Annotated in this window: 18 protein-coding genes; 4 read left to right on the top strand and 14 right to left on the bottom strand. The window is 72.9% G+C overall.

All coding sequences use genetic code 11. The features are described from left to right. Window positions 1–186: 186 nt before the first annotated feature. From truB to rimP, 7 genes are all read right to left on the bottom strand, one after another. A complete protein-coding gene (gene truB / locus AB0C66_RS05735) occupies window positions 187–1,113 on the bottom strand; it encodes a tRNA pseudouridine(55) synthase TruB (protein WP_362433182.1) in 927 nt (308 codons plus the stop codon). Then, on the bottom strand, window positions 1,110–1,604 hold the full coding sequence (gene rbfA / locus AB0C66_RS05730; protein WP_362433180.1) for a 30S ribosome-binding factor RbfA: 495 nt from the start codon (window positions 1,602–1,604) through the stop codon (window positions 1,110–1,112). The genes truB and rbfA overlap by 4 nt, the downstream gene beginning before the upstream one ends. A gap of 85 nt (window positions 1,605–1,689) precedes the next feature. Then, window positions 1,690–1,986 (bottom strand): DUF503 domain-containing protein, encoded by a 297-nt coding sequence (locus AB0C66_RS05725; RefSeq protein WP_362433178.1) that lies wholly within the window; start codon window positions 1,984–1,986, stop codon window positions 1,690–1,692. Window positions 1,987–2,119: 133 nt separating this feature from the next. Continuing rightward, complete coding sequence (gene infB, locus AB0C66_RS05720; RefSeq protein ID WP_362433176.1) at window positions 2,120–5,242, bottom strand: translation initiation factor IF-2; 3,123 nt, start codon at window positions 5,240–5,242, stop codon at window positions 2,120–2,122. Between the two features lie 151 nt (window positions 5,243–5,393). Beyond that, window positions 5,394–5,681, bottom strand: a complete 288-nt coding sequence (locus tag AB0C66_RS05715; RefSeq protein WP_362433174.1) for a YlxR family protein — start codon at window positions 5,679–5,681, stop codon at window positions 5,394–5,396. A gap of 97 nt (window positions 5,682–5,778) precedes the next feature. Next, complete coding sequence (gene nusA / locus AB0C66_RS05710) at window positions 5,779–6,771, bottom strand: transcription termination factor NusA (RefSeq protein ID WP_254745065.1); 993 nt, start codon at window positions 6,769–6,771, stop codon at window positions 5,779–5,781. 2 nt (window positions 6,772–6,773) lie between these two features. Beyond that, window positions 6,774–7,286 (bottom strand): ribosome maturation factor RimP, encoded by a 513-nt coding sequence (rimP, locus tag AB0C66_RS05705; RefSeq protein ID WP_362433170.1) that lies wholly within the window; start codon window positions 7,284–7,286, stop codon window positions 6,774–6,776. 137 nt (window positions 7,287–7,423) lie between these two features. On the opposite strand from rimP, the gene AB0C66_RS05700 reads away from it, so the two are divergent. From AB0C66_RS05700 to AB0C66_RS05690, 3 genes are read left to right on the top strand one after another with little or no spacing between them, the layout of a single operon-like run. Next, window positions 7,424–8,092: a hypothetical protein gene (locus tag AB0C66_RS05700; RefSeq protein WP_362433168.1), complete on the top strand. Its 669-nt coding sequence runs from the start codon at window positions 7,424–7,426 to the stop codon at window positions 8,090–8,092. A 21-nt stretch (window positions 8,093–8,113) separates the two neighbouring features. After that, complete coding sequence (locus AB0C66_RS05695; protein WP_362433166.1) at window positions 8,114–8,617, top strand: ferritin-like domain-containing protein; 504 nt, start codon at window positions 8,114–8,116, stop codon at window positions 8,615–8,617. A gap of 58 nt (window positions 8,618–8,675) precedes the next feature. Beyond that, a complete protein-coding gene (locus tag AB0C66_RS05690) occupies window positions 8,676–9,620 on the top strand; it encodes an aminoglycoside phosphotransferase family protein (RefSeq protein ID WP_362433164.1) in 945 nt (314 codons plus the stop codon). 139 nt (window positions 9,621–9,759) lie between these two features. Here the strand turns inward: AB0C66_RS05690 and AB0C66_RS05685 are convergent, their stop codons facing one another. From AB0C66_RS05685 to AB0C66_RS05655, 7 genes are all read right to left on the bottom strand, one after another. Then, window positions 9,760–11,469 (bottom strand): proline--tRNA ligase, encoded by a 1,710-nt coding sequence (locus AB0C66_RS05685; protein ID WP_362433162.1) that lies wholly within the window; start codon window positions 11,467–11,469, stop codon window positions 9,760–9,762. Window positions 11,470–11,555: 86 nt separating this feature from the next. Then, window positions 11,556–12,122, bottom strand: coding sequence for a GNAT family N-acetyltransferase (locus AB0C66_RS05680; RefSeq protein ID WP_362433160.1), 567 nt, complete (start codon window positions 12,120–12,122; stop codon window positions 11,556–11,558). Window positions 12,123–12,147: 25 nt separating this feature from the next. Then, a complete protein-coding gene (locus tag AB0C66_RS05675) occupies window positions 12,148–12,993 on the bottom strand; it encodes a GNAT family N-acetyltransferase (RefSeq protein ID WP_362433158.1) in 846 nt (281 codons plus the stop codon). A gap of 212 nt (window positions 12,994–13,205) precedes the next feature. Further along, entirely contained in the window at window positions 13,206–14,363 is a 1,158-nt protein-coding gene (ispG, locus tag AB0C66_RS05670; protein ID WP_362433156.1) for a flavodoxin-dependent (E)-4-hydroxy-3-methylbut-2-enyl-diphosphate synthase, read from the bottom strand. 136 nt (window positions 14,364–14,499) lie between these two features. Beyond that, window positions 14,500–15,801, bottom strand: coding sequence for a site-2 protease family protein (locus tag AB0C66_RS05665; RefSeq protein WP_362433154.1), 1,302 nt, complete (start codon window positions 15,799–15,801; stop codon window positions 14,500–14,502). Beyond that, a complete protein-coding gene (dxr, locus tag AB0C66_RS05660; RefSeq protein ID WP_362433151.1) occupies window positions 15,798–17,063 on the bottom strand; it encodes a 1-deoxy-D-xylulose-5-phosphate reductoisomerase in 1,266 nt (421 codons plus the stop codon). Before dxr ends, AB0C66_RS05665 begins: the two co-directional genes overlap by 4 nt. A gap of 111 nt (window positions 17,064–17,174) precedes the next feature. Continuing rightward, window positions 17,175–19,109 carry an acyl-CoA dehydrogenase family protein gene (locus AB0C66_RS05655; protein WP_362433148.1) on the bottom strand — a complete coding sequence of 645 codons (1,935 nt, stop codon included), beginning with the start codon at window positions 19,107–19,109 and terminating at the stop codon, window positions 17,175–17,177. A 504-nt stretch (window positions 19,110–19,613) separates the two neighbouring features. Here AB0C66_RS05655 and AB0C66_RS05650 point away from each other — a divergent pair. Then, window positions 19,614–23,903 (top strand): CHAT domain-containing protein, encoded by a 4,290-nt coding sequence (locus tag AB0C66_RS05650; RefSeq protein WP_362433146.1) that lies wholly within the window; start codon window positions 19,614–19,616, stop codon window positions 23,901–23,903. The last annotated feature ends 17 nt before the right edge of the window (window positions 23,904–23,920 follow it).

The raw sequence follows: 23,920 nt of genomic DNA, 5'->3' as shown, positions 1-23,920 counted from the left end.
GTGATGCCTTCCGGGCGCCCGCACGATGGGGTGAATTCGCCCTCGGCAGTGGAAAGACATCGGGAGGGGAAGAGATCGGGGGGTCGCCACGCACCGCAGGACGGCATGAGCCGCCCCGCGGTGCGGGACGGCGTCGTCGGCGGCCCGGCCGCGGGCTTCGACAGACACCGCCCCGGGGAAGATCGCTCAGACGAAGACGGCGAGGCTCTTGGCCTTGCCCTTCGACTCCTCCACCAGAGCCAGGAAGCGCCCGTCCGGATCGAAGACGGCCACCGGCCCGCCGGTCCCCTCCCCCGGTGCCACCGGGGGCATGTCGATCCGCACACCGTTGCCCAGCAGCCGGGCCTGGTCCGCGTCCACGTCCCAGCGCGGGAAGGCGGCCGCGGCGGCCTCCGCGGTGGGCATGATCGTCAGGGACTCCTCCAGCCGCTCCAGCGTCTCCGCGCCCGCCAGCCCATACGGACCGACCCGGGTGCGCCGCAGCGCCGTCAGATGGCCGCCGGAGCCCAGTCCGGCCCCCAGATCCCGGGCGAGCGCCCGGATGTAGGTGCCGGAGGAGCAGACGACCGTGACATCCAGGTCGAGGACGGCGGTGCCGTCCTCCGCCTTGGTCTCCCGGTGGTCGTGCAGCGCGAAGGACGAGACGGTCACCGGACGGGCCGGAATCTCGAACTCCTCGCCCTCACGGGCCCGTGCGTAGGACCGCTTGCCGTCGATCTTGATGGCGCTGACCTTGGACGGCACCTGCTGGATATCGCCGGTCAGCGCGGCGATCCCGGCCTCGACGGCGTCGAGCTCGACCCCGGCCGACCCGTGGGCGGCGGTGATCTCCCCCTCCGCGTCATCGGTGACGGTGGTCTGGCCGAGCCGGATGGTGGCGGTGTACTCCTTCTCGGTCAGTGCCAGGTGGCCGAGGAGCCGGGTGGCCTTCTCTACGCCGATCACCAGGACGCCGGTGGCCATGGGGTCCAGCGTGCCGGCGTGGCCGACCCGCCGGGTCCGGGCGAAGCGGCGCATCCTGGCCACGACGTCATGCGAGGTGTACCCGGCCGGTTTGTCGACGATCACCAGGCCGTCCGGCGCACCGGAACCGGCCCTGCCGTTGCGCGTCATGCGTCCGGGGAGCCCTTGCCGTCGGTGTTGTCCTCCACGTCGGCGTCGGCATCCGCGGCCCCGTCCCCGTCCTCACCGGGCTTGCGGTACGGATCGGCGTCACCGGCGTACTCGGCGCCCGAGGACGCCTCACGGACCTGTTCATCGGCCGCCTTGGCCTTGGCGAGCAGATCGTCGATGGTGCGGGCGTTGTCCGGGAGGGCGTCCGGGACGAACGTCAGGGTGGGGGTGAACCGCACCCCGGTCTGACGGCCGACCTCGGAGCGCAGTACGCCCTTGGCGCTCTCCAGGGCCGCGGCGGAGGCGGCCCGCTCCTCGTCGTCGCCGAAAACCGTGTAGAAGACGGTCGCCTCCCGCAGGTCACCGGTGATCCGGGTGTCCGTGATGGTCACATAGCCGAGCCGCGGGTCCTTGATCCGCCGCTGAAGGGTCTCCGCGACCACGACCCGGATGCGGTCCGCCAGCTTGCGTGCCCGCGCGGTGTCGGTCATGCGTCTACTTCTCTCTTCTTCGCTTGGTCATCGATGGCCGGGGTCGGTCATCGACGGTGGTCACCACCGTCGGGTTCCCCGTCCGTCACTCGTCATCGTCGCCGTGGAACCGCCGTCGCACCGACAGCAGCTCCACTTCCGGCCGCCCCGCGACCAGACGCTCACAGCGGTCGAGAACGTCCGTGAGGTGGCCCGCGTCCCCGGAGACCACCGCGAGGGCGATCTGCGCCCTGCGATAGAGGTCCTGGTCGCCGACCTCCGCCACGCTCACCGCGAACTTACGGTGCAGCTCGGCGACGATCGGCCGGACGACGGAGCGCTTCTCCTTCAACGACCGTACGTCGCCAAGGAGCAGGTCAAAGGACAACGTCCCTACATACATGCGGTCCGGGTCAAGCCACCCGTGGGGCCTTGAAGGTGCGGGCTCGGTGCAGGCTCCTCGAACCGTACACGCAAGGGCCGGGGCCGATCGACGGAAATTTCCCGCCGACCGGCCCCGGATGAGAGGCAGCGCGTCAGCCGCGCGGCTTCTCGCGCATCTCGTACGTCGCGATGACGTCGTCGATCTTGATGTCGTTGTAGCTGCCGAGGTTGATACCGCCCTCGAAGCCTTCGCGAATCTCGGTGACGTCGTCCTTGAAGCGGCGCAGACCCTCGATGTTGAGGTTCTCCGCGATGACCTTGCCGTCGCGGACGAGGCGGGCCTTGGTGTTCCGCTTGACCTCGCCGGAGCGGATGAGCACACCCGCGATGTTGCCCAGCTTGGACGAGCGGAAGACCTCGCGGATCTCCGCCGTACCGAGCTCGACCTCTTCGTACTCCGGCTTGAGCATGCCCTTCAGGGCCGCCTCGATCTCCTCGATCACCTGGTAGATGACCGAGTAGTAGCGGACGTCCACACCCTCGCGCTCGGCCATCTGCGTGGCACGCCCATCGGCGCGCACGTTGAAGCCGATGACGATGGCGTCGGAGCCGGTCGCCAGGTCGATGTCGGTCTCGGTGACCGCACCCACACCGCGGTGCAGGACGCGCAGGTCGACCTCTTCGCCGACGTCGAGCTGGAGCAGGGAGGACTCGAGGGCCTCCACCGAACCGGACGCGTCGCCCTTGATGATGAGGTTGAGCTGCTGCACCTGACCGGCCTTGAGCACCTTGTCCAGGTCCTCCAGGGAGACCCGGCGGGTGCGCTTGGCGAAGGCCGCGTTGCGCTCGCGCGCCGCGCGCTTCTCGGCGATCTGGCGGGCGGTGCGGTCCTCGTCGACGACGAGGAAGTTGTCGCCCGCGCCCGGCACGTTGGTCAGACCGAGCACCAGCACCGGGGTGGCCGGACCGGCCTCCTCCAGCGCGTTGCCGTTGTCGTCGAGCATCGCCCGGACACGGCCGTAGGCGTCGCCCGCGACCATCGTGTCGCCGACCCGCAGGGTGCCGCGCTGGACCAGCACGGTGGCCACGGCGCCGCGGCCGCGGTCCAGGTGTGCCTCGATCGCGATGCCCTGCGCGTCCTGCTCCGCGTTGGCGCGCAGGTCGAGCGAGGCGTCCGCGGTGAGGACCACGGCCTCCAGCAGGCTGTCGATGTGCAGACCCTGCTTGGCGGAGATGTCGACGAACATGGTGTCGCCGCCGTACTCCTCGGCCACCAGGCCGTACTCGGTCAGCTGACCGCGCACCTTGGTCGGGTCCGCGCCCTCGACGTCGATCTTGTTGACCGCGACCACGATCGGCACATCGGCCGCCTTGGCGTGGTTCAGCGCCTCGATCGTCTGGGGCATCACACCGTCGTTGGCCGCCACCACGAGGATCGCGATGTCGGTCGACTTGGCACCACGGGCACGCATGGCGGTGAACGCCTCGTGACCCGGGGTGTCAATGAAGGTGATCTTGCGCTCTTCCTCGTTGACCTCGGTCGAGACCTGGTAGGCACCGATGTGCTGGGTGATGCCACCGGCCTCGCCCGCGATGACGTTGGTCTTGCGGATCGCGTCCAGCAGGCGGGTCTTACCGTGGTCGACGTGACCCATGACGGTCACGACCGGCGGACGGGAGACGAGCATCTCCTCGCCGCCCTCGTTCTCGCCGAACTCGATGTCGAAGGACTCGAGAAGCTCGCGGTCCTCCTCCTCCGGGCTGACGATCTCGACGACGTAGTTCATCTCGTCGGCGAGCAGCTGGAGCGTCTCGTCGGAGACCGACTGGGTCGCGGTGACCATCTCGCCGAGGTTGAGCATCACGGCGACGAGCGACGCCGGGTTGGCGTTGATCTTCTCCGCGAAGTCGGTGAGCGAGGCACCACGCGACAGCCGGACCGTCTGGCCGTTGCCACGCGGCAGCATCACACCGCCGACCGACGGGGCCTGCATGGCCTCGTACTCCTGGCGCCTCTGCCGCTTCGACTTACGGCCACGGCGCGCCGGGCCGCCGGGACGACCGAACGCACCCTGTGTGCCACCACGGCCACCGGGACCGCCGGGACGACCGCCGAAGCCGGGACGGCCACCGCCGCCACCGAAACCGCCGGGACCACCCGGACGACCGCCGAAGCCGCCGCCACCGCCGCCGGGACGACCGCCGCCGCCACCGCCGCCGGGACGACCGGCGAAGCCGCCGCCACCGCCCGGACGACCGCCGCCGCCACCGGGACGACCGGCACCGCCGGGACCGCGACCGCCGCCGCCACCACCGGGGCCCGGACGCGGGCCCGCGGCGGGACGCTGCGGCATCATGCCCGGGTTCGGACGGGGACCGCCGGGACCGCCGCCCGGACGCGGACCGCCGCCCTGGGCGCCCTGCGGACGCGGCATCTGACCCGGAGTGGGCCGGGGACCGCCGGGGCCGCCCTGACCGCGGCCGGGACCGCCCTGGCCGCCCTGCGGGCGGGCGCCGGGGCCACCCTGGCCGCCGGGACGCGGGGCGCCGCCGGGACGGGGCGCCTGCGGGCGCGCCATACCGGTGGAACCACCGCTGGTGAAGGGGTTGTTACCCGGCCGGGGACCGGCCGGACGGGCACCGCCCGGACGCGGACCGCGCTCGCCGCCACCGGGGCGCGGACCCGCGGGACGGGCACCCTGGCCGCCCTGGCCCTGACCACCCTGCTGGCCCTGGCCGGAAGCGGCCGGACGGGCGGGACGCGGGCCGGGCGTGGCGCCCGGCTTCGCGGGCGCGCCCGGCTTGGCCTGGGCCTGGCCCGGCTTGGGACCGGCGGCCGCCGGCGGAGCGGTGAACTCGGGCTGCTGCGGTGCCGCGGGCTGCGCCGGAGCCGGCTTGGGGCCGGGGGTCGGACGGGCCGCGGGCGCGGGGCGCGGGCCCGGGGCGGGCGCCGCGGGAGTGCTGCGGGGTGCCTCGGCGGCGGCCGGCTTGGGGCCGGGCGCCGGAGGCTTGGGGGCAGCCGGACGGGCCGCGGAACCCGGACCGGGTGTCGGCGGCTTGGCGGGCGACGCCTTGCGCGGCGCCGAGGGCTTGCCGGCGGCGCGGCCGGAACCGTTGCCGCCCTGGAATGCGTCAGTCAACTTGCGCACAACCGGCGCCTCGATGGTCGAGGACGCCGAACGTACAAATTCACCGAGTTCTTGGAGCTTGGCCATGACGACCTTGCTCTCAACTCCGAACTCCTTGGCGAGTTCGTATACCCGGACCTTAGCCACTTCGCTCCTTTGAGGTCCGGGTTACGCCGGACCGTCGCTACTTCATGGGCGTACTCATCGCGTACTCATCGAGTGCTCATCGCAATCTCGACCTACTTCCGACTCGCGAGGTACCTGACCGCACGGTGACCCGTGCCGTTCTTACAACTACTTACGGTGTTGCCTGCTCGCTCTGCTCGACGCAGCGGCGCAGGTCCGTGGTGTCGAGCGCCCCCGAGCCTCTGAAGGCCCGGGGAAAGGCCCGGCGGCGGACCGCCAGGTCGAGGCAGACCCGTGTGGGGTGCACATAGGCACCCCGACCGGGCAGCGTACCGCGCCGATCGGGGACGCAAGCGCCCTCGACCGCCACGATGCGCAGCAGATCGTTCTTGGCCGCCCGATCCCGGCATCCCACACAGGTTCTCTCAGGGCAGGCACGAGCAAGCGCGCGGCCAGACACTGCTTAAGTCTACCTCCCCGTATCGACCTCACCCCTCGGGGGGAGTGATCGAACGATTACTCGTTTTCGGCTGGATTCTGGGCCTCAGCGGCTTGAATCAGCCTTGATCGCCGGGCTGCTCGGTGTCCGGCCGGATGTCGATCCGCCACCCGGTCAGCCGTGCCGCGAGCCGGGCGTTCTGCCCTTCCTTCCCGATGGCCAGGGAGAGCTGGTAGTCCGGCACGGTGACGCGCGCCGAGCGCGCCGCCAGATCCACCACCTCGACCTTGCTCACCCGGGCGGGGGACAGCGCGTTGGCCACCAGCTCGGCGGGGTCGTCCGACCAGTCGACGATGTCGATCTTCTCACCGTGCAGTTCGGCCATCACACTGCGGACCCGGCCGCCCATCGGGCCGATGCAGGCACCCTTGGCGTTCAGACCCGAACGGGTGGACCTGACCGCGATCTTGGTCCGGTGACCGGCCTCGCGGGCGATGGCCGCGATCTCCACCGAACCGTCCGCGATCTCGGGCACCTCGAGCGCGAAGAGCTTCTTCACGAGATTGGGATGGGTACGCGAAAGGGTCACCGACGGACCGCGCACGCCCTTGACGACGCGTACGACATAGGTGCGCAGCCGGGTGCCGTGGGCGTAGTCCTCACCGGGCACCTGCTCCTGCACCGGCAGGATGGCCTCCAGTCGGCCGATGTCCACCAGGACGTTCTTCGGGTCCTTGCCCTGCTGCACCACACCGGCGACCACATCGCCCTCGCGCCCCGCGTACTCGCCGAAGGTGATCTCCTCCTCGGCGTCCCGCAGCCGCTGGAGGATGACCTGCTTGGCGGTCATCGCGGCGATCCGGCCGAAGCCGGAGGGGGTGTCGTCGAACTCGCGGGGCTCGGCGCCTTCCTCCAGGTCCTCGGCGTCCTCCTGGGCCCACACCGTCACATGGCCGGTGTTGCGGTCCAGTTCCACGCGGGCGCGGCGGCGGCTTCCCTCGGTGCGGTGGTAGGCGATGAGGAGGGCCGATTCGATCGCCTCGACCAGCAGGTCGAAGGAGATCTCCTTCTCTCGCACCAGACCCCGCAGGGCACTCATGTCGATGTCCACGGCTACGCCTCCTCTTTACTCTCGTCGCCCTCAGCAGTGGGCTTGCGGTTGAATTCGATCTCCACCCGGGCCTTGGAGATCTCCTTGAAGGCCAGCCGCCTGGCGGTGGGCTTGCGCCCCTTCACGCCGGGCACCTCCACATCGAGCCCGTCGTCGTCCACGGCGGTGATCCGGGCGACCAGCTCATCGCCGTCGGCCAGCCGGGCCCGCATGAGGCGGCCGGTGGCACGGCGGTAGTGGCGCGGTTCGTTCAGGGGGCGCTCGGCGCCGGGGGAGGTGACCTCGAGGACATACGGGGTGGCGCCCATCGCGTCCGTCTCATCGAGCGTGCGGGAGATGTCCCGGCTGAGCTCGGCGCAGGTGTCCAGCTGCACGCCGTCGTCGGAGTCCACCACGACACGGAGCACACGCCGCTTGCCGGCGGGGGTCACCTCGACCTCTTCCAGATCCAGCTCTCGGGCGCTGACGAGCGGTTCCAGCAGCCCGCGCAGCCTCTCGCTCTGGGTGGTGCTCATCCGGGTGACTCCTCGGCCGCGTGTGCTGTTGTGGGAAGGTCGCGTGTCAGATCAAAGCCTATCTGTTCCAGTGACGGGCTGACGATTCGGTGGGCGCTGCCGGGCTTCGGCCCCCCGCGCGGGTACGCTCGCCTGCTGTGATCACTACCGGCGGCCGGGAGCTGCCGCAGCCCGGAAAGAGGAACGTGTCGATCACCACGCCCCCACCAGGCCCCCCGTACCCCACCGACGTCTCCCCCGCGCTCTCCGCTTCGGACGGGCCGACTCCGCCACGGCGCGCTCTGCTTCTGGGCGGCGGGGCGCTGGGGGCCGTCGCGCTGCTCAGCGGCTGCTCCGACGGCTCCGAGCCCCGGCACGACACCGGAGGGGGCACCAGCGTCGCGAAACTCCGGGCCACCGGCGCGCGGGAGTCCACCGCGCTACTGGCGCGCTACGACGCGACCGTGGACGCGCACCCCGCCCTTGCGAAGCGCCTGGCCCCGCTGCGTGCGGAGACGGCGCGGCATGCCTCGGCCTTCCGCGGCCCTGAGCGGTCGGCCTCCCCCAGCGGGTCCGCCGCACCGTCGGCGTCCCCCTCGGGATCGGCGTCGGGACCGGCCGCCACGCGGCGGGAGCGGCCGCCCGCGGTGCCCAAGGACGAGAAGGGGGCCCTCGCCGCGCTCGCCCAGGCCGAGCGGCACACCGCCGACGCCCGCACCACCGCCCTCGTCACCGCGCCGCCCGAGCTCGCCCGGCTGCTGGCCTCCGTCGCAGCCTGCGGCGCCGCCCATGTGTACCTGCTGACCCAGGGCGGCTCGGCCTCATGACCACCGGGAAGGGTTGTTGACATGGCCTCTCGACCAGGCCGTACGGGCGGCAGCCGCGCCGCGGCGCTGAGAGCCGCGCAGGCCGCGCTCGCCGCCGAACACGCCGCCGTCTACGGCTACGGCGTCGTCGGCGGCCGGATCGGTGACGACCGGCTCGCGGAAGCCCGCGAGGGGTACGCGGCGCACCGCGCGCGCCGGGACGCGCTGGTCCGCACCGTGCGCGATCTCGGCGGCACGCCCGCGGGCGCGGCGCCCGCGTACGCGCTGCCCTTCGCCGTACCGGACGCGGCCGCCGCGGTGCGGCTCGCGGCGGAGCTGGAGAACCGTATCGCCGCCGTGTACGCCGATCTCGTACGGGCGGGTGACGCCTCGCTGCGCCGTCAGGCCGCGGGCGCGCTGCGCGAGGCGGCGGTCCGGGCGGTGCGCTGGCGCGGGGGCGGCGTAGCCTTCCCTGGACTCACCGAACACGCCGCCGCCCCGGTCGCCCCGTCCTCGTCGGCGAGCGGCCCGGCCGACGCGCTGTGACAGGGCAGCCGCGGCGAACAGTGATCGTGATGACGTTGATGAAGGGGACGGCTCAGGCATGGCATCGGCACCGCAGTCCGGTGGACGGGATACGACCCCCTTCCACCCGCCCAAGCGGCTGCTGGACGCGCTGAGCGACGCTCCCGAAGGCCCGGTTCGCAGCTGGCTGGAGGCCCTGCCGGAGACCGTGGGGCGGCTGCTCGACGCCTGGGAGCTGACCCCGGAGCGGGTGGTGACGCCCGGCGGGCGGCACGGCCTGGTCGTCCTGGTACGGCAGGCGGACGGCGCCCCCGCCGCGTTGAAACTGCCCGTCCCCGGGCCCGACGCGGAACCGGAGCGGGCAGCGCTCGCCCACTGGGACGGCTGGGGCGCGGCCCGTCTGCTGCGCGCCGACCCGGACACCGGTGCGCTCCTGATCGAACGGCTGAGCAGCGGTGTCTCGGTCCGCTCGCTGCCGGAGGCGAAGGCGCTGCTGGAGGCGGCGGGCACGGTGCGGCGGCTGTGGGTGCCGCCGCCGGACGGCCACCCCTTCGCCACGGTCGCGGAGCGCACCGGCGCGGGCCACGAGGCGGGGCTGCTGCTCCCCCACGGGACCTGGGCGGCCGACGCCGGCCCGCTGGCCGAGGAGGCGGTGGGGATACGGGCGGAACTGCTCGCGGACCCGCCGGAAACGGTCCTGCTGCACGGCGATTTCCGGCAGGGCAAGGTGCTCGCCGGGGAACGCACGCCCTGGCTCGCGGTGGGCCCCGCCCCGCTGGTCGGCGAACGCGCCTACGACCTGGCGCAGTTGGTGCTCGACCGCTGCGAGGATCTGGCCGCGGGCCCCGGGCCCGCCGCGGCGGCCCGCCGCCGGGTGGCCAAACTGGCCGATTCCCTGGAGGTGGACCGCGACCGCCTCCGCGGCTGGACGCTCTACCGCGCCGTCGCCACGGGCCTCCACCGCGCCACCACCGGCAACCGCCCCCGCGCCGAACTCCTCCTGGAGTTCGCGGGCTGGCTCTAGGACCGACTGGTCGGCGCGGCGCTCAGAACGCTCGGCGTGAGCGGTGCCCCACCGCTGCCATAGGGGGCGGGCGGTGCCCGGCCGACGGCCGCCGCCCGGCGCGCAGGGGGTGCGGCGCCGGGCGGTGGGCGGGAGCGGGTCAGGCGGTGAGGCGGGCGATGGCCTCGTCGAGGGAGAGTTCCTCGCGCTCACCGGTGCGGCGGTCCTTCAGCTCCACCACACCGTCCTTGGCACCGCGCCCGACGACCAGGATGGTCGGCACGCCGATCAGCTCCGCGTCGGTGAACTTCACGCCCGGGGAGACGCCCGCCCGGTCGTCGACCATGACGCGGACGCCCGCCGTGCCCAGCTTCTCCGCGATGTCGAGGGCCAGCTCGGTCTGGAGGGCCTTGCCCGCGGCGACGATGTGGACATCGGCCGGGGCGACCTCGCGCGGCCAGCACAGGCCGGACTCGTCGTGGGTCTGCTCGGCCAGGGCGGCCACCGCGCGGGAGACGCCGATGCCGTAGGAGCCCATGGTGACGCGGACCGGCTTGCCGTTCTGGCCGAGCACGTCCAGCTGGAAGGCGTCGGCGTACTTGCGGCCGAGCTGGAAGATATGGCCGATCTCGATGGCCCGGTCGAGTTCGATGCCCGCGCCGCACTTCGGGCAGGGGTCGCCCGGCTCGACCACGACGACGTCGAGGTAGTCGTCGACGTCGAAGTCGCGGCCGACGACCACGTTGCGGGCGTGGGTGTCGGCCTTGTTGGCGCCGGTGACCCAGGCGGTGCCGGGGGCGACGCGCGGGTCGGCGATGTAGCGGAAGGACTTGCCCGCGAGACCCTGCGGTCCGACGTAGCCGCGCACCAGGTCGGGGCGGCCCTCGAAGTCCTCGGCGGTGACCAGCTCGATCTCGGCGGGGGCGAGGTGCTCGCCCAGCTTGCCGAGGTCCACCTCGCGGTCGCCGGGGACGCCCACCGCGGTGATCTCGCCGTCGACCTTGATCAGGAGGTTCTTCAGGGTCGCGGAGGCCGGGATGCCCAGGTGCTCGGCGAGGCTCTCGATGGTGGGGCTGTCGGGGGTGTCCAGCTCCTCGACGGGGCCGTGGATACCGCCCTCGACCGGCGGGACGGTCACCGTGTACGCCTCGGTGTTGGCCGCGTAGTCGCAGTTCGGGCAGTCCACGAAGGTGTCCTCACCGGCCGCCGCCGGGGCGAGGAACTCCTCGGAGGCCGAACCGCCCATCGCGCCGGAGACCGCGGAGACGATGCGGTAGTCCAGGCCCAGCCGCTCGAAGATCCGGCGGTACGCCTCGCGGTGGAGGCGGTAGGACTCGGCCAGGCCCTCGTCGGTGGTGTCGAAGGAGTAGGAGTCCTTCATCAGGAACTCACGGCCGCGCAGCACACCGGAGCGGGGGCGGGCCTCGTCCCGGTACTTGGTCTGGATCTGGTAGAGCGTGACCGGCAGGTCCTTGTAGGACGTGCACTGGTCCTTGACGGTCTGGGTGAAGATCTCCTCGTGGGTGGGGCCGAGGAGGTAGTCACCGCCCTTGCGGTCCTTGAGCCGGAACAGCAGGTCGCCGTACTCGTCCCAGCGGCCGCTCGTCTCGTAGGGCTCCCGGGGCAGCAGGGCGGGCAGCAGGACCTCCTGGGCGCCGCTGGCGTCCATCTCCTCGCGGACGATCCGCGAGACGTTCTCCAGGACCTTCTTGCCGACCGGCAGCCAGGTCCAGATGCCCGCCGACGCGCGGCGGACGTATCCGGCGCGGACGAGCAGCTTGTGGCTGGCGGTCTCGGCGTCCGCCGGGTCTTCGCGCAGCGTCTTCAGCATCATCGTGGACAGGCGCTGGACGTTGGCGGCGTGGGCCATGGGGACTCTCCTGCGTGCGGGAAGGGATGTGCAGGAGGTTAGCCGCAGGTGTGCACAACCGGGAAATGCGTTCCCCCGGCGGCGGCTCAGCGGCGCAGCGGAAGGGGCGCTCCCATGACCGTGTACGGGCTCGGCGCGCTCGGGAAGAGCACCGGGCAGGCGAGGTCGACATAGCCGAGGGACCGGTAGAGAGCGCGGGCGGGGCTGTCCCTGTCGATGGCGGACAGCAGGGAGCGCGGCTGGCAGACGCCGTCGGTGACGGTAGTGATCAGCCGCCGTCCGACGCCGCGGTTCTGGTACGCGGGGTGGACGTGGAGCTCGGTGATGACGAAGGAGTCGTCGAGCCAGTCGTCACTTCCCGCGGCACGCAGATACGGCTGGACGACCGTGGACCACCAGTGCGTCCGGTCGTTGGGCATGCCGTAGACGAAGCCCACGAGCCGTCCGGTGGGGGTGGTGGCGCCCAGGGCGCGCGCACCGGGGCTGGTGAGGTGGCGCAGCACGATATGGCGCCGTACGCCGACCTCCTCGGCCGAGAGCCCGAAGGCGACGGCCTGGACGGCGAGGGCGTCGTCCACGCGCGCGGCGAGGTCGAGCGGCCCGACGGCGACGCCTTCGGGTTCCGGGGACCGCTCCCCGGGCAGATGCACCATGCGCCAGACCCTACTGGCCCGTCGATCAGAACAGCACACTCATGAAGGCGCCGACCTCCTGGAATCCGACGCGACGGTAGGCGGCGCGGGCGGCGGTGTTGAAGTCGTTGACGTACAGGCTCACCACGGGGGCGACCTCGTGCAGGGCGTAGTGGAGGACGGCGGCCATTCCGGTCTCGGAGAGTCCGCGGCCGCGGTACTCGGGGGCGACCCAGACGCCCTGGATCTGGCAGGCGTGCGGGGTGGCGGCGCCGATCTCGGCCTTGAAGACCACCCGGCCGTTCTCCACCCGGGCGAACGAGCGCCCGGCGGTGACCAGCTCGGCGACCCGGGCCTGGTAGAGCAGTCCGCCGTCCCCGGCGAGCGGGGAGACGCCGACCTCCTCGGTGAACATGGCCACGCACGCGGGCATGATCACGTCCAGCTCGTCCTTGCGGATGCGGCGCACCAGCGGGTCCGGGGAGACGTCGGCGGGCATCGTGGTGGTGACCATCAGCGGCTGGTGGGCACGGACCTCGCGGGCCGGTCCCCAGCTGGGCTCGAGCAGGGACCACAGCTCGGCGGTGGTGGCGGCGGGGCCGACGATGGAGGAGCAGCGCCGACCGGCCCGGCGGGCGCGCTCGGCGAAACCGCGGACGGCCTCGGGGGTGGCGCAGATGGGGACCAGGTTGGCTCCGGCGTAGCAGAGCGACTCCAGCCGTCCGCCGGTGTACCAGCCCCACATCTCGCCGCCGAGCCGCCACGGGTCCAGCCCGGCCACCTGGACGCGGGCGGCGACAAAGGCGTTGGACACCGGGTCGCGGTTGAGGACCGCGAGGGCCGCGTCGAGCTCGCCGGGCTCGAGGACCCTGGTGGTGGACGTGGTCAGCACGTGAGTGATTGCCTCACCGGTCGCGGGCCTGCGGGCCGGACAGGGGCCTGCGGGCCAAGAGGGCGTCGATTCTCCGCACTGTACCCCGCAGGCGGGGCGGGCCACCTATGGCGTGGTCCACCACCGCGAGCTCCGGCCGTGCCGGAGGCGGCCGAGGGAGTCCGATGCGGCCGGAACAGTCCGATGCGGCCGACGGGATTCGGCGGCGGGACTCAGCCGCTGATCGAGACCTGGGGCTCGCCGGAGGCGATGCCGTCCTTCTCCATCTGCTCGGCGATCTTCATGGCTTCCTCGATGAGGGTCTCCACGATCTTGGACTCGGGCACGGTCTTGATGACCTCGCCCTTGACGAAGATCTGGCCCTTGCCGTTACCGGAGGCGACACCCAGATCCGCCTCGCGCGCCTCACCCGGGCCGTTCACCACACAGCCCATGACCGCCACCCGCAGCGGCACCTCAAGCCCGTCCAGACCGGCGGTGACCTGGTCGGCCAGCTTGTAGACATCGACCTGGGCCCGGCCGCAGGACGGACACGAGACGATCTCCAGACGGCGCTGGCGCAGATTCAGCGACTCCAGGATCTGGATGCCGACCTTGACCTCCTCCGCCGGAGGCGCGGACAGCGAGACCCGGATGGTGTCGCCGATGCCCTCACTGAGCAGCGCGCCGAACGCCACCGCCGACTTGATGGTCCCCTGGAACGCCGGACCGGCCTCGGTCACCCCGAGGTGCAGCGGGTAGTCGCACTGGGCGGCAAGCTGACGGTAGGCGTTGACCATGACGACGGGGTCGTTGTGCTTCACCGAGATCTTGATGTCCCGGAAGCCGTGCTCCTCGAACAGGGAGCACTCCCACAACGCCGACTCCACCAGCGCCTCGGGCGTGGCCTTGCCGTACTTCTCCAGCAGCCGCTTGTCCAGCGAGCCCGCGTTCACCCCGATACGGATCGGCACCCCGGCATCGGAGGCCGCCTTGGCGATCTCCTTCACCTTGTCGTCGAACTGCCGGATGTTCCCCGGGTTCACCCGCACCGCCGCGCATCCGGCGTCGATCGCCGCGAACACGTACTTCGGCTGGAAGTGAATATCGGCGATCACCGGGATCTGCGACTTCCTCGCGATCACCGGCAGCGCCTCGGCATCGTCCTGCGAGGGGCACGCCACCCGTACGATCTGGCAGCCCGACGCGGTCAGCTCGGCGATCTGCTGGAGAGTGGCCCCGATGTCCGCGGTCACCGTCGTCGTCATCGACTGCACCGACACCGGAGCGTCACCGCCCACCGCCACCGATCCGACCTGGATCTTCCGGCTGATCCGGCGGTCGGCGAGCTTGGTCGGTACGGACGGCATGCCTAGCGAAATCGCAGTCATCTGGCGAGCAACCCCAAGGTGTGTGACAGGCCCGAGATCAGCGGGCTCCGCGTCCGAGATTACGGCACGGGCCCCTGCCCCAGCACACCCGGACCCGAAGTCCACCCAAAGGTGAACTTCGGGACATCGGGCGTCATCAGGAGATTCTCACCGGGTTCACCACGTCGGCCACCAGCACCAACAGGGTGAAGCAGATGAAGACTCCCGCGATCACATAGGCGACCGGCATCATCTTGGCCACATCGAACGGGCCGGGATCGGGCCGCCGCACCAGCCGCGCCACATGCCGCCGTACGGACTCCCACAGCGCGCCGGCCATATGTCCGCCATCCAGCGGAAGCAGCGGGAGCATGTTGAACAGGAACAGCGAGAGGTTGAAGCCCGCGACGAGGAACAGCATGGTCGCGATCCGCTGTGAGGGCGGGATGTCGAGGCTGGCCACCTCACCGCCGACCCGGGCCGCGCCCACGACGCCCATCGGCGAGTCCGCCTTGCGCTCACCGTCGCCGAAGGCCGCGTTCCACAGGTCGGGGACCTTGGAGGGGAGGTCGAGCAGGGAGTCGACGCCGTCCTCGACCATGGTGCCCATCCGGTCCACGGACTGGCCGAAGGACTGCTGGACCACACCGTTGGCCGGGGTGAAGCCGAGGAAGCCCGCGGTGACGTACTCGCCCTCGACATAGCCGCCGTCCCCGTCGGACTTGGCCACCTGGTTCTTTATGAGGTTGGCGTGCAGGGTCTTGCGGGCGCCGTCCCGCTCGACGGTGATCGTGGCCGGTCCGGTGGTCTTCCGGATGTCCTGCTGGAGGGTGCTCCAGTCGGGCGTCGGATGGCCGTTGAAGGCGACGATCTTGTCACGGGGCTGGAGCCCGGCCGCCTTGGCCGGGGAGTCCTTGGCGCTCTTGGGGCAGGTGTCGGTGTGGGCCGAGACCGGGACCACACACTTGGAGACGGTGCCCACGCTGGTGGTCTGGGTGTTGACGCCGAAGCTCATCATCACGCCGAGGAAGATCACCACGGCGAGGACCAGGTTCATGAACGGCCCGGCGAACATCACGATCACGCGCTTCCAGGGCTTGCGCGTGTAGAACAGCCGGGATTCGTCCCCCGGCTGGAGCTCCTCGAAGGCGGCCGACCGGGCGTCCTCGATCATGCCGCGCCACGGCGAGGTGGAGCGGGCGGTGATCTTGCCGTCGTCACCGGGCGGGAACATCCCGATCATGCGGATATAGCCGCCGAGCGGGACCGCCTTCACGCCGTACTCGGTCTCCCCCTTCTTGCGGGAGAAGATCGTCGGCCCGAAGCCGACCATGTACTGCGGCACCCGGATGCCGAAGAGCTTGGCCGTGGAGAGATGGCCGAGCTCATGCCAGGCGATCGAGAAGAGCAGGCCGACGACGAATACGACTATGCCGAGGACCGTCATCAGTGTCGTCATGCGCGAGCCTCCGGGGTCGCCTTCGCCGCTCGGGCGGCCAGTTCACGGGCGCGGGCACGGGCCCAGCTCTCCGCCTCGAGGACGTCCGCGACGGTGAGCTGCGTTCCCGCGGTGGGGGTGCCGTGCTCCGCCACCACCTCCGCGACCGTATCGACGATCCCATTGAAGGGCAGCTTCCGGTCAAGGAAGGCGTCCACGCACTCCTCGTTCGCCGCGTTGAAGACGGCGGGCGCGGTGCCGCCGAGGGCGCCGACGTGCCGGGCGAGGCCGATCGAGGGGAACGCCTCGTGGTCCAGCGGGAAGAACTCCCAGGTGTGGGCCTTGGACCAATCGCAGCCGGGCGCGGCGTCCGGCACCCGGTCGGGCCAGCCGATGCCGAGCGCGAGGGCCATCCGCATATCCGGCGGGCTCGCCTGGGCGAGCGTGGAGCCATCGGTGAATTCAACCATCGAGTGGATATACGACTGCGGGTGGACGACCACCTCAATCCTTTCGAAGGGAATGTCGTACAGCAGATGGGCCTCGATCACCTCCAGCCCCTTGTTGACGAGGGTCGCGGAGTTGATCGTGACCACCGGGCCCATGTCCCAGGTGGGGTGGGCCAGTGCCTGATCGGGGGTGACCGAGGTCAGCTCCTTCTTCGTACGGCCGCGGAAGGGGCCGCCGGAGGCGGTGACGACCAGCTTGCGCACCTCCTGGCGGGTACCGCCCAGCAGGGCCTGGAAGAGGGCGGAGTGCTCGGAGTCGACGGGGACGATCTGGCCGGGCTTGGCGACGGCGCGCACCAGCGGGCCGCCGACGATGAGGGATTCCTTGTTGGCCAGCGCCAGCACCCGGCCCGCCTCCAGGGCGGCCAGGGTCGGCGCCAGGCCGATGGAGCCGGTGATGCCGTTGAGCACCGTATGGCACTGGGAGCGGGCCAGTTCGGTGGCCGCGTCGGGCCCGGCCAGGATCTCCGGCAGCGGTTCACCGGCGCCGTAGCGCGCGGCCAGCGCCTCGCGCAGCTCGGGCACCGCCTCCTGCCGGGCGACCGCGACCCTGGCCACCCGCAGCCGGTGGGCCTGCTCGGCGAGCAGCCCGACCCGTCCGCCCGCGGCGGACAGGCCGGTCACCCGGAAGCGGTCGGGATTGCGCAGCACCACGTCGATGGCCTGGGTGCCGATCGATCCGGTGGAGCCCAGGATCACGAGGTCGCGCAGCGCTCCGGCGGCGCCGGAGGCCGCCGGAAAGCGTAGATGCGGGTCAGCCAGGGATTCCGTCATCCCCCCATTGTGGCCGCTCGGGAGGACGGCCCGATCCCAGGGCCCGCCATGTGCCGACGGGCCCCGGGATCACGGGTGGGGAGCTCCGGGCGGGCGGCTTCCGCCGGAGCCTCAGCGGATGGGCCGGTGGACGTTGTCCTTCGTCGCGGGGCCGGGCGTGGCGTCCGCGATCCAGGGACCGTCGCCACTGGGGTCGAGGATGCCGTCCTCCAGCCAGGTGTACGAGCCGGAAAGCACCCCGGAGACGACCTTGCGGTCGAGCTCGTCGGTGTTGGTCCACAGCCGTCCGAAGAGCTCCTCGGCACGGATCCGGGCCTGCCGGCAGAAGACGTCGGCCAACTGGTACGCCTCCACGCCGTGGTCACCGCGGCTGCGCAGCATCTCGGCCCGTACACAGGCGGCGCTCATCGCGAACAGCTCCGCGCCGATGTCGACGATCCGGCCGAGGAAGCCCTGCTTGGTCTCCATCCGGCCCTGCCAGCGCGACATGGCGTAGAAGGTGGAGCGCGCCAGCTTGCGCGCCGAGCGCTCCACATAGCGCAGATGGGGTGAGAGGTCCCGGTGGCCCTCGGGGTGGAACTCGCCGTAGGCACCGGGCAGATGGCCGGGCCCGGTGACCAGACCGGGCAGCCAGCGGGCGTAGAAGCCACCGGCCTTGGCGGCCGCCTTCCCCTTGTCCGACAGGGACTTGTCCGGGTCGATGAGGTCGCCCGCCACCGACAGATGGGCGTCGACGGCCTCGCGGGCGATGAGCAGATGCATGATCTCCGTGGAGCCCTCGAAGATCCGGTTGATGCGCAGATCCCGGAGCATCTGCTCGGCGGGGACGGCCCGTTCGCCGCGGGCGGCGAGCGAGGCGGCCGTCTCGAAGCCGCGGCCGCCGCGGATCTGGACCAGTTCATCCGCCATCAGCCAGGACATCTCGCTGCCGTACAGCTTGGCGAGCGCGGCCTCGATCCGGATGTCGTTGCGGTCCTCGTCGGCCATCTGCGAGGCCAGGTCGATCACGGCCTCCAGGGCGAAGGTGGTCGCCGCGATGAACGAGATCTTGGCGCCGACGGCCTCGTGGCGGGCGATCGGCTTGCCCCACTGCTCGCGGGCGGCGGACCATTCGCGGGCGATCTTCAGACACCACTTCCCGGCGCCCGCGCACATCGCGGGCAGCGAGAGCCTGCCGGTGTTGAGCGTGGTCAGCGCGATCTTGAGCCCGGCGCCTTCGGGGCCGATCCGGCTGATGGCCGGGACGCGCACCCGGTGGAAGCGGGTCACCCCGTTCTCCAGGCCGCGCAGCCCCATGAAGGCGTTCCGGTTCTCGACGGTGACGCCCTCGGCCGCGGTCTCGACGACGAAGGCCGTGATCCCGCCCTTGTGTCCCTCGGAACGCGGCACCCGGGCCATGACCACGAGCAGATCGGCGACCACACCGTTGGTGGTCCACAGCTTGACGCCGTCGAGGATGTAGTCGTCGCCGTCCGGGACGGCGGTGGTGGCGAGCCGGGCCGGGTCGGAGCCCACATCCGGCTCGGTGAGCAGGAAGGCCGTGATGTCGGTGCGGGCGCAGCGCGGCAGGAACAGATCCTTCTGCTCCTGGGTGCCGAACAGCTTGAGCGGCTGCGGCACCCCGATGGACTGGTGGGCGGAGAGCAGCGCGCCCACGGCCGGGCTGACGGAACCGACCAGGGCCAGCGCCTTGTTGTAGTACACCTGTGTGAGGCCGAGCCCGCCGTACTTGGTGTCGATCTTCATGCCCAGGGCGCCGATCTCCTTGAGACCGTTGATGGTCTCGTCGGGGATCCGGGCCTCGCGCTCGATACGGGCGGGGTCGATCCGCGTCTCGCAGAACTCGCGGAGCTTGCCGAGGAACGCCTCACCGCGGCGCACATCGTCCGGTGCGGGGGCGGGGTGCGGATGGATCAGATCGAGTCGGAAGCGGCCGAGGAACAGCTCCTTGGCGAAGCTCGGCTTGTGCCACACCTGTTCGCGGGCGGCCTCGGCCACCTGGCGCGCTTCACGTTCGGACACCGGCCTGACGGATGATGCGGTCATCGGTGCTCCCTTGCCGCGAATGACGATCTCGTGACATTACCGGCACGTACCGCTGCCAGTGTGCCTCTGGTCGGGCACGTCGGCAAAGCGGGCGGACGCGAGGATCTTCGGCGGATCCACGAGTGGGGCGCGAGGGGACCGTGTCACGCTGCGCGGGGGCTACCGGGACAACCCGCCCCGGCTTCTCCGGTGTGAGGGTCCGTGGCGGCCGGGCCGGGTCCCGGGCCCCCTTTCACGGCGGTCCCGGCACCGCCGCGACGGGTTTCGGCCACTCTCGGACCGGGCCCTGGTTGCCTGCTCAGGCCGGGTTCTGGGGCATCGCCTAGGACCCCGTCCGCACAGGCTCGATTCGCACCCCGCGCGCCCCGCCGCCTGCCACACTCGACCCGGGAGATCCGCACGCTCTGGGGGGTGCCGCGCATGGGGGGACATCAGCCTTTCTGTCCTTCCCGCCCGCCTTCGGGCGGGGAGCGCGAGGACGGTGAGGCGGATGCCCGCGACGGCTTGGATGCCCGCGACAGCTCCTGGGCCCGAACGGGTGGCGGCTCCCCTTACGGCTTCCAGGACGGCCTCGCGTACCGCCCCGCCCCCGGCCGCGCGGTTCCGGACGACGCGCGCGCCCTGGCCACCGTCGCACTGCGGCTGGCCCGGCGGGGGGACACCGACGGGGCGCGGCAGTGGCTGACACGCGCCGCCCGCACGGACGATCCGGACGTGCTGTGCACCGTCGCGGGCGTACACCACCGGTTGCTCGGCGACCCCGGCGCGGCGCGGCCGCTGTACGAGCGCGCGGCGCGGTACGGCTCGACGGACGCCATGCGGACCCTGGGCGCGCTGCTCACCGAACCGGAGCGGCGGCCGCCCGGCGACGCCGAGCGTCGGCTGCGCGAGGCGGCCGGGACGGGCAACCCGGACGCGGCGCACCGGCTCGCCCGCGCCCTCCACGCGCGCGGTGAGGTCGGGGAGGCGGCGGTCTGGTTCGAGCGGGCGTATCTGACCGGGGGCGATCCGGACGCGCTGGCCGGGCTCGTCCGGACGCTGCGCACGCTGGGACGCGAGGACGAGGCGCGCGGGCTGCTGGCGGCGGCCGCGGAGCGGGGCGATCCACTGGCCGTCACCACCGGGGCCGAGGCCGCCCGCACCGGCGAGGACGGCGGGGCGCGCCCCGCCCCCGGGCCGCCGGGGGAACCGCCCGTGAGCCAGGAGCCGCCGAAACGGCCGCCGACCGCGCCCGGCCCCGACGGCCCCGTGGAGCACGGCGCGGGGCCCGAGCACCCCGCCATCACCATCGACCCCGGGGATCCCCTCACCTCCGCCGACGGGCTGCGGCTGGCCTACGCCCGGACCGGCGACCCCCAACTGCTCGCACTCGCCCTGGACATGTGCCGGCTCGCGGTCCAGACCTACCGGGGCTCCGCCCGCACCGACCGCCACGCACTCGCCCTCTCCACCCTCGGTGTCCTGCTGCGCCTGACCTACGCACGCGAGCGCTCCCCCGCGGCGCTGGCCGAGGCCGTCGAATCGGGGCGGGCGGCGGTCGCCGCCTCCTCCCGGGAGGACCCGGAATATCCGCGGCATCTGTCCGGGCTGGCCAGCTCCCTCCAGGAGGTGTTCGAGCGGTCGGGCGGCCTCGCCGAGCTCGACGAGGCCATCGGGCTCTACCGCACCTGTCTGTCCGTCGTTCCGGCCTCCCACCCCGAACACGCCGGTCTGCAAACGGACTTCGGCACCTGCTTGCTCCGCCGCGCCCGCCGGGACCCCGACCCCGCCCTGCTCGACGAGGCGGTGTCCGCCGGGCGGTCGGCGGTGCGCGGCACTCCCCCGGACCATCCGCGCCATCCGGTCGCCCTGAGCAATCTGGGCGCCGCGCTGTTGCAGTACGCGATCGCCACGGTCCAACTGCCCGCGCTCGACGAGGCCGTCGACGCCTATGAACGCGCGCTGGAGGCGTTCCCGGCCGGGCATCCGGCCCGGAAGGGGGTCCAGGAGGCACTGGACACCTGCGCCCAGGTCCGGCAGGCGGTGCACACCGGCCGCGGCACCACCCAGCCGCACCGGACCGCACGGCCCGGCGCCCCCGCCGGGGCCGCCGCCGTGCTGCGGGACGCGTCCGCCCGGCTCGCCGCGTACGAACGCACCTGCGCGCCGGCGGACTTGGACGCGGCGGTGGCGGGTTTCGAGTCCGTTCTGCGGTCCGCCGCCGACGCCGTGCTGCGCGCCTCGGCGGCGAACGGGCTGGGCTCCGCCACCCGGGCGCGCTACGAGCGGGGCGGCGAACGGCGGGATCTGGACCGCGCGGTCGACCTGTTCGCCGACGCGCTGGCGATGGGCTCCGGGGACGATCCGGAGGCACCCGCGGTGCGGGCGCGGCTGTCGGACGTACTGCGGCTGCGCTGGCGGCTCACCGGCGACGGCGAGGATCTGACGGCCGCCGTCGAGCTGTCACGCGCCGCGCTGGCGGCGACCGCGCCGACGGATCCGCTCCGTCCGGAGCGGCTGTCCGGGCTCGCCGGAGGGCTGCTGGGAGTCTTTCTGCACCACCGGGACCCCTCGGCGCTGGCCGAGGCCGTCCGCATCCGCCGCGAGGCGCTGGCCACCGCCCCCGACGACGCCGAGGGCCGGGCCCTCGCCCGCTCCCGGCTCGGCGAGACCCTGCGGGAGCTGGCCGGGCTGGAGGGCACGGGCGCGGCGGAGGCACTGGACGAGGCGGTCGCGCTGGCGTCCGCGGCGCTCGACCGGACCCCCTCCGACCGGCCGTCGGCCGCGCACCTCCAGTGCCGACTGGCCGTCACCCTGCACCAGCGGTTCCTCCGCCGTACCGACCCGGAGGATCTGCGCGCCGCGGTGGACGCCGCCCGGCGGGCGGTGGCCGCCACCCCGGCGGGCCACCGCGACCGGCCCGAGCGGCTGACCGTGCTGGCGCGGGTGCTGCTGCTGGACCACGAGCGGCGGCCGGCGGAGGGGCCGGCCGCGGAGGGGCCGGACGCGCTGGTCGACGCCGCCCGCGCGGCGGCCGACGCGGCGCCGCCCGGCCATCGGCTGCGCGCCCAGGCACTCCCCCTGTACGCCCACGCCTTGGGGCTCCGGACCACCGCCGGGGCACGGGCCGAGGCCGAGGCCGTCCACCGCGCCCTGGCCCAGGACGCGACCGCTCCCGTGAGCGCACGGGTGCGGGCCGCCCGGAGTTGGGCGCACTCGGCGCTCACGGCGGGCGATCTCTCCAATGCGCTCGAGCCGTTCACGCTCGCCGTGGAGCTGCTGCCGCGTACCGCCGCACCGCGCCGCGGCGGCCGGTCCGCCGGTGAACGCCGACCGGACGGTTTCGCCGGTCTCGCGTCGGACGCGGCGGCCTGCGCGATCGGGCTCGGTGACCCGGAACGGGCCCTGCGACTGCTGGAGTTGGGCCGCGGAGCGCTGCTCGGCCAGGCGTTGGACATCGGCGCGGAACCGCCGGAGCTGCGGACGGAGCACCCCGGTCCGACCCATCGCCTCGCGGAGCTGCGCGCGGCCCTGGACCGCCCGGAGGAGTCCGTCCTCGGCGCCGCCGGAACCGTCGCGGGCCACGCGGAGGGGGCGGTGTGCGGTCCGGGCGGTGAGGACCGGCACGCGCTCGCGGAGGAGTGGGAGCGGCTGATGGCGCGGATCCGTCAACAGCCGGGCTTCGAGGGGGTCCTGCGGGCACCGGAGACGGCGGAGCTGCTGGCCGCCGGCGGCGAGCGGGGCCCGGTGGCGGTCGTGAACGTGAGCGGGCTGCGCTGTGACGCCCTGGTGCTCACCCACCGCGCGGTACGGGCCGTTCCGCTGCCCGCGCTGAACCTGGAGGAGGCGGTCCGCCGCGCGGACGCCTTCTTTCCCGCGGTGCGCACGGCGGAGGACACCGGGGCGGCGGAGGAGGAGCGGGCCGCCGCGCGGGCGCGGGTCCGCGAGACGCTGGAGTGGCTGTGGACCGCGGTGGCCGAGCCGGTGCTCGGTGCGCTCGGCCTCACCGGCCGGCGCTCGCGGGGCGCGAAGGACTCGTCCCCACCGCGGCTGTGGTGGGTTCCGACGGGTCCGTTGACCGGGCTGCCGCTGCACGCGGCCGGACGCCACGACGCGTCGGGCCGCCCGGCCGACTCCGTACTGGACCGGGTGGTCTCGTCGTACGCCCCGACCGTCCTCGCGCTCGCCCGCGCCGTCCGGCGGGGTGACGACGGACCGCCGGGGCCGGAGGAACCGCTGGTGGTGGCCCTTCCGCCGACCCCGGACACCCCCGGTCCGGCAGGGGCCGGGGAGGGGATCGCCGCGCTGACCGGCCGGTTGCCCGCCACCCGGGTGCTGACCGGGGAGCGGGCCCGCCGGGACGTGGTGCTCGACACCCTGCCGCGGCACCGCTGGGCGCATTTCGCCTGCCACGCGGTGAGCGAGCTCGGCGCCCCGTCGGCCGGGCGGGTGCTGCTCTACGACCACCGGGAGCGTCCGCTGACCGCCGCCGATCTGGCCCGGCTCCCCCTCGGCGACGCACGGCTGGCGTATCTGCCGGGGTGTGTGACGGCCCGGACCCGGCCGGAGCCGGGCGCCGAACCGGTCCATCTGACCGGGGCGTTCCACCTCGCCGGATACGCGCATGTCCTCGGGACGCTCTGGAGCCCGGGCGATATGGCGGCGGCCCTGGTCGCCGACGCCTGCTACGCGGAGCTCACCGCCCAGGGGACCGCGGGGGCCGCCCGCGCACTGCACGGCGCGGTGCGGGCCCTGCGCGACGCGTATCCGGCGGCGCCCACGCGGTGGGCCGCGTTCGTCCACGTGGGCGCCTGAGGCCGGGGGCGGGCGGC

Origin of the sequence: Streptomyces sp. NPDC048636 (genome assembly GCF_040650655.1) — a bacterium.
Taxonomy (GTDB): domain Bacteria; phylum Actinomycetota; class Actinomycetes; order Streptomycetales; family Streptomycetaceae; genus Streptomyces.
The sequence above is the reverse complement of the archived record's forward strand: the minus strand, read 5'-3'. Positions and strand labels throughout refer to the sequence as shown.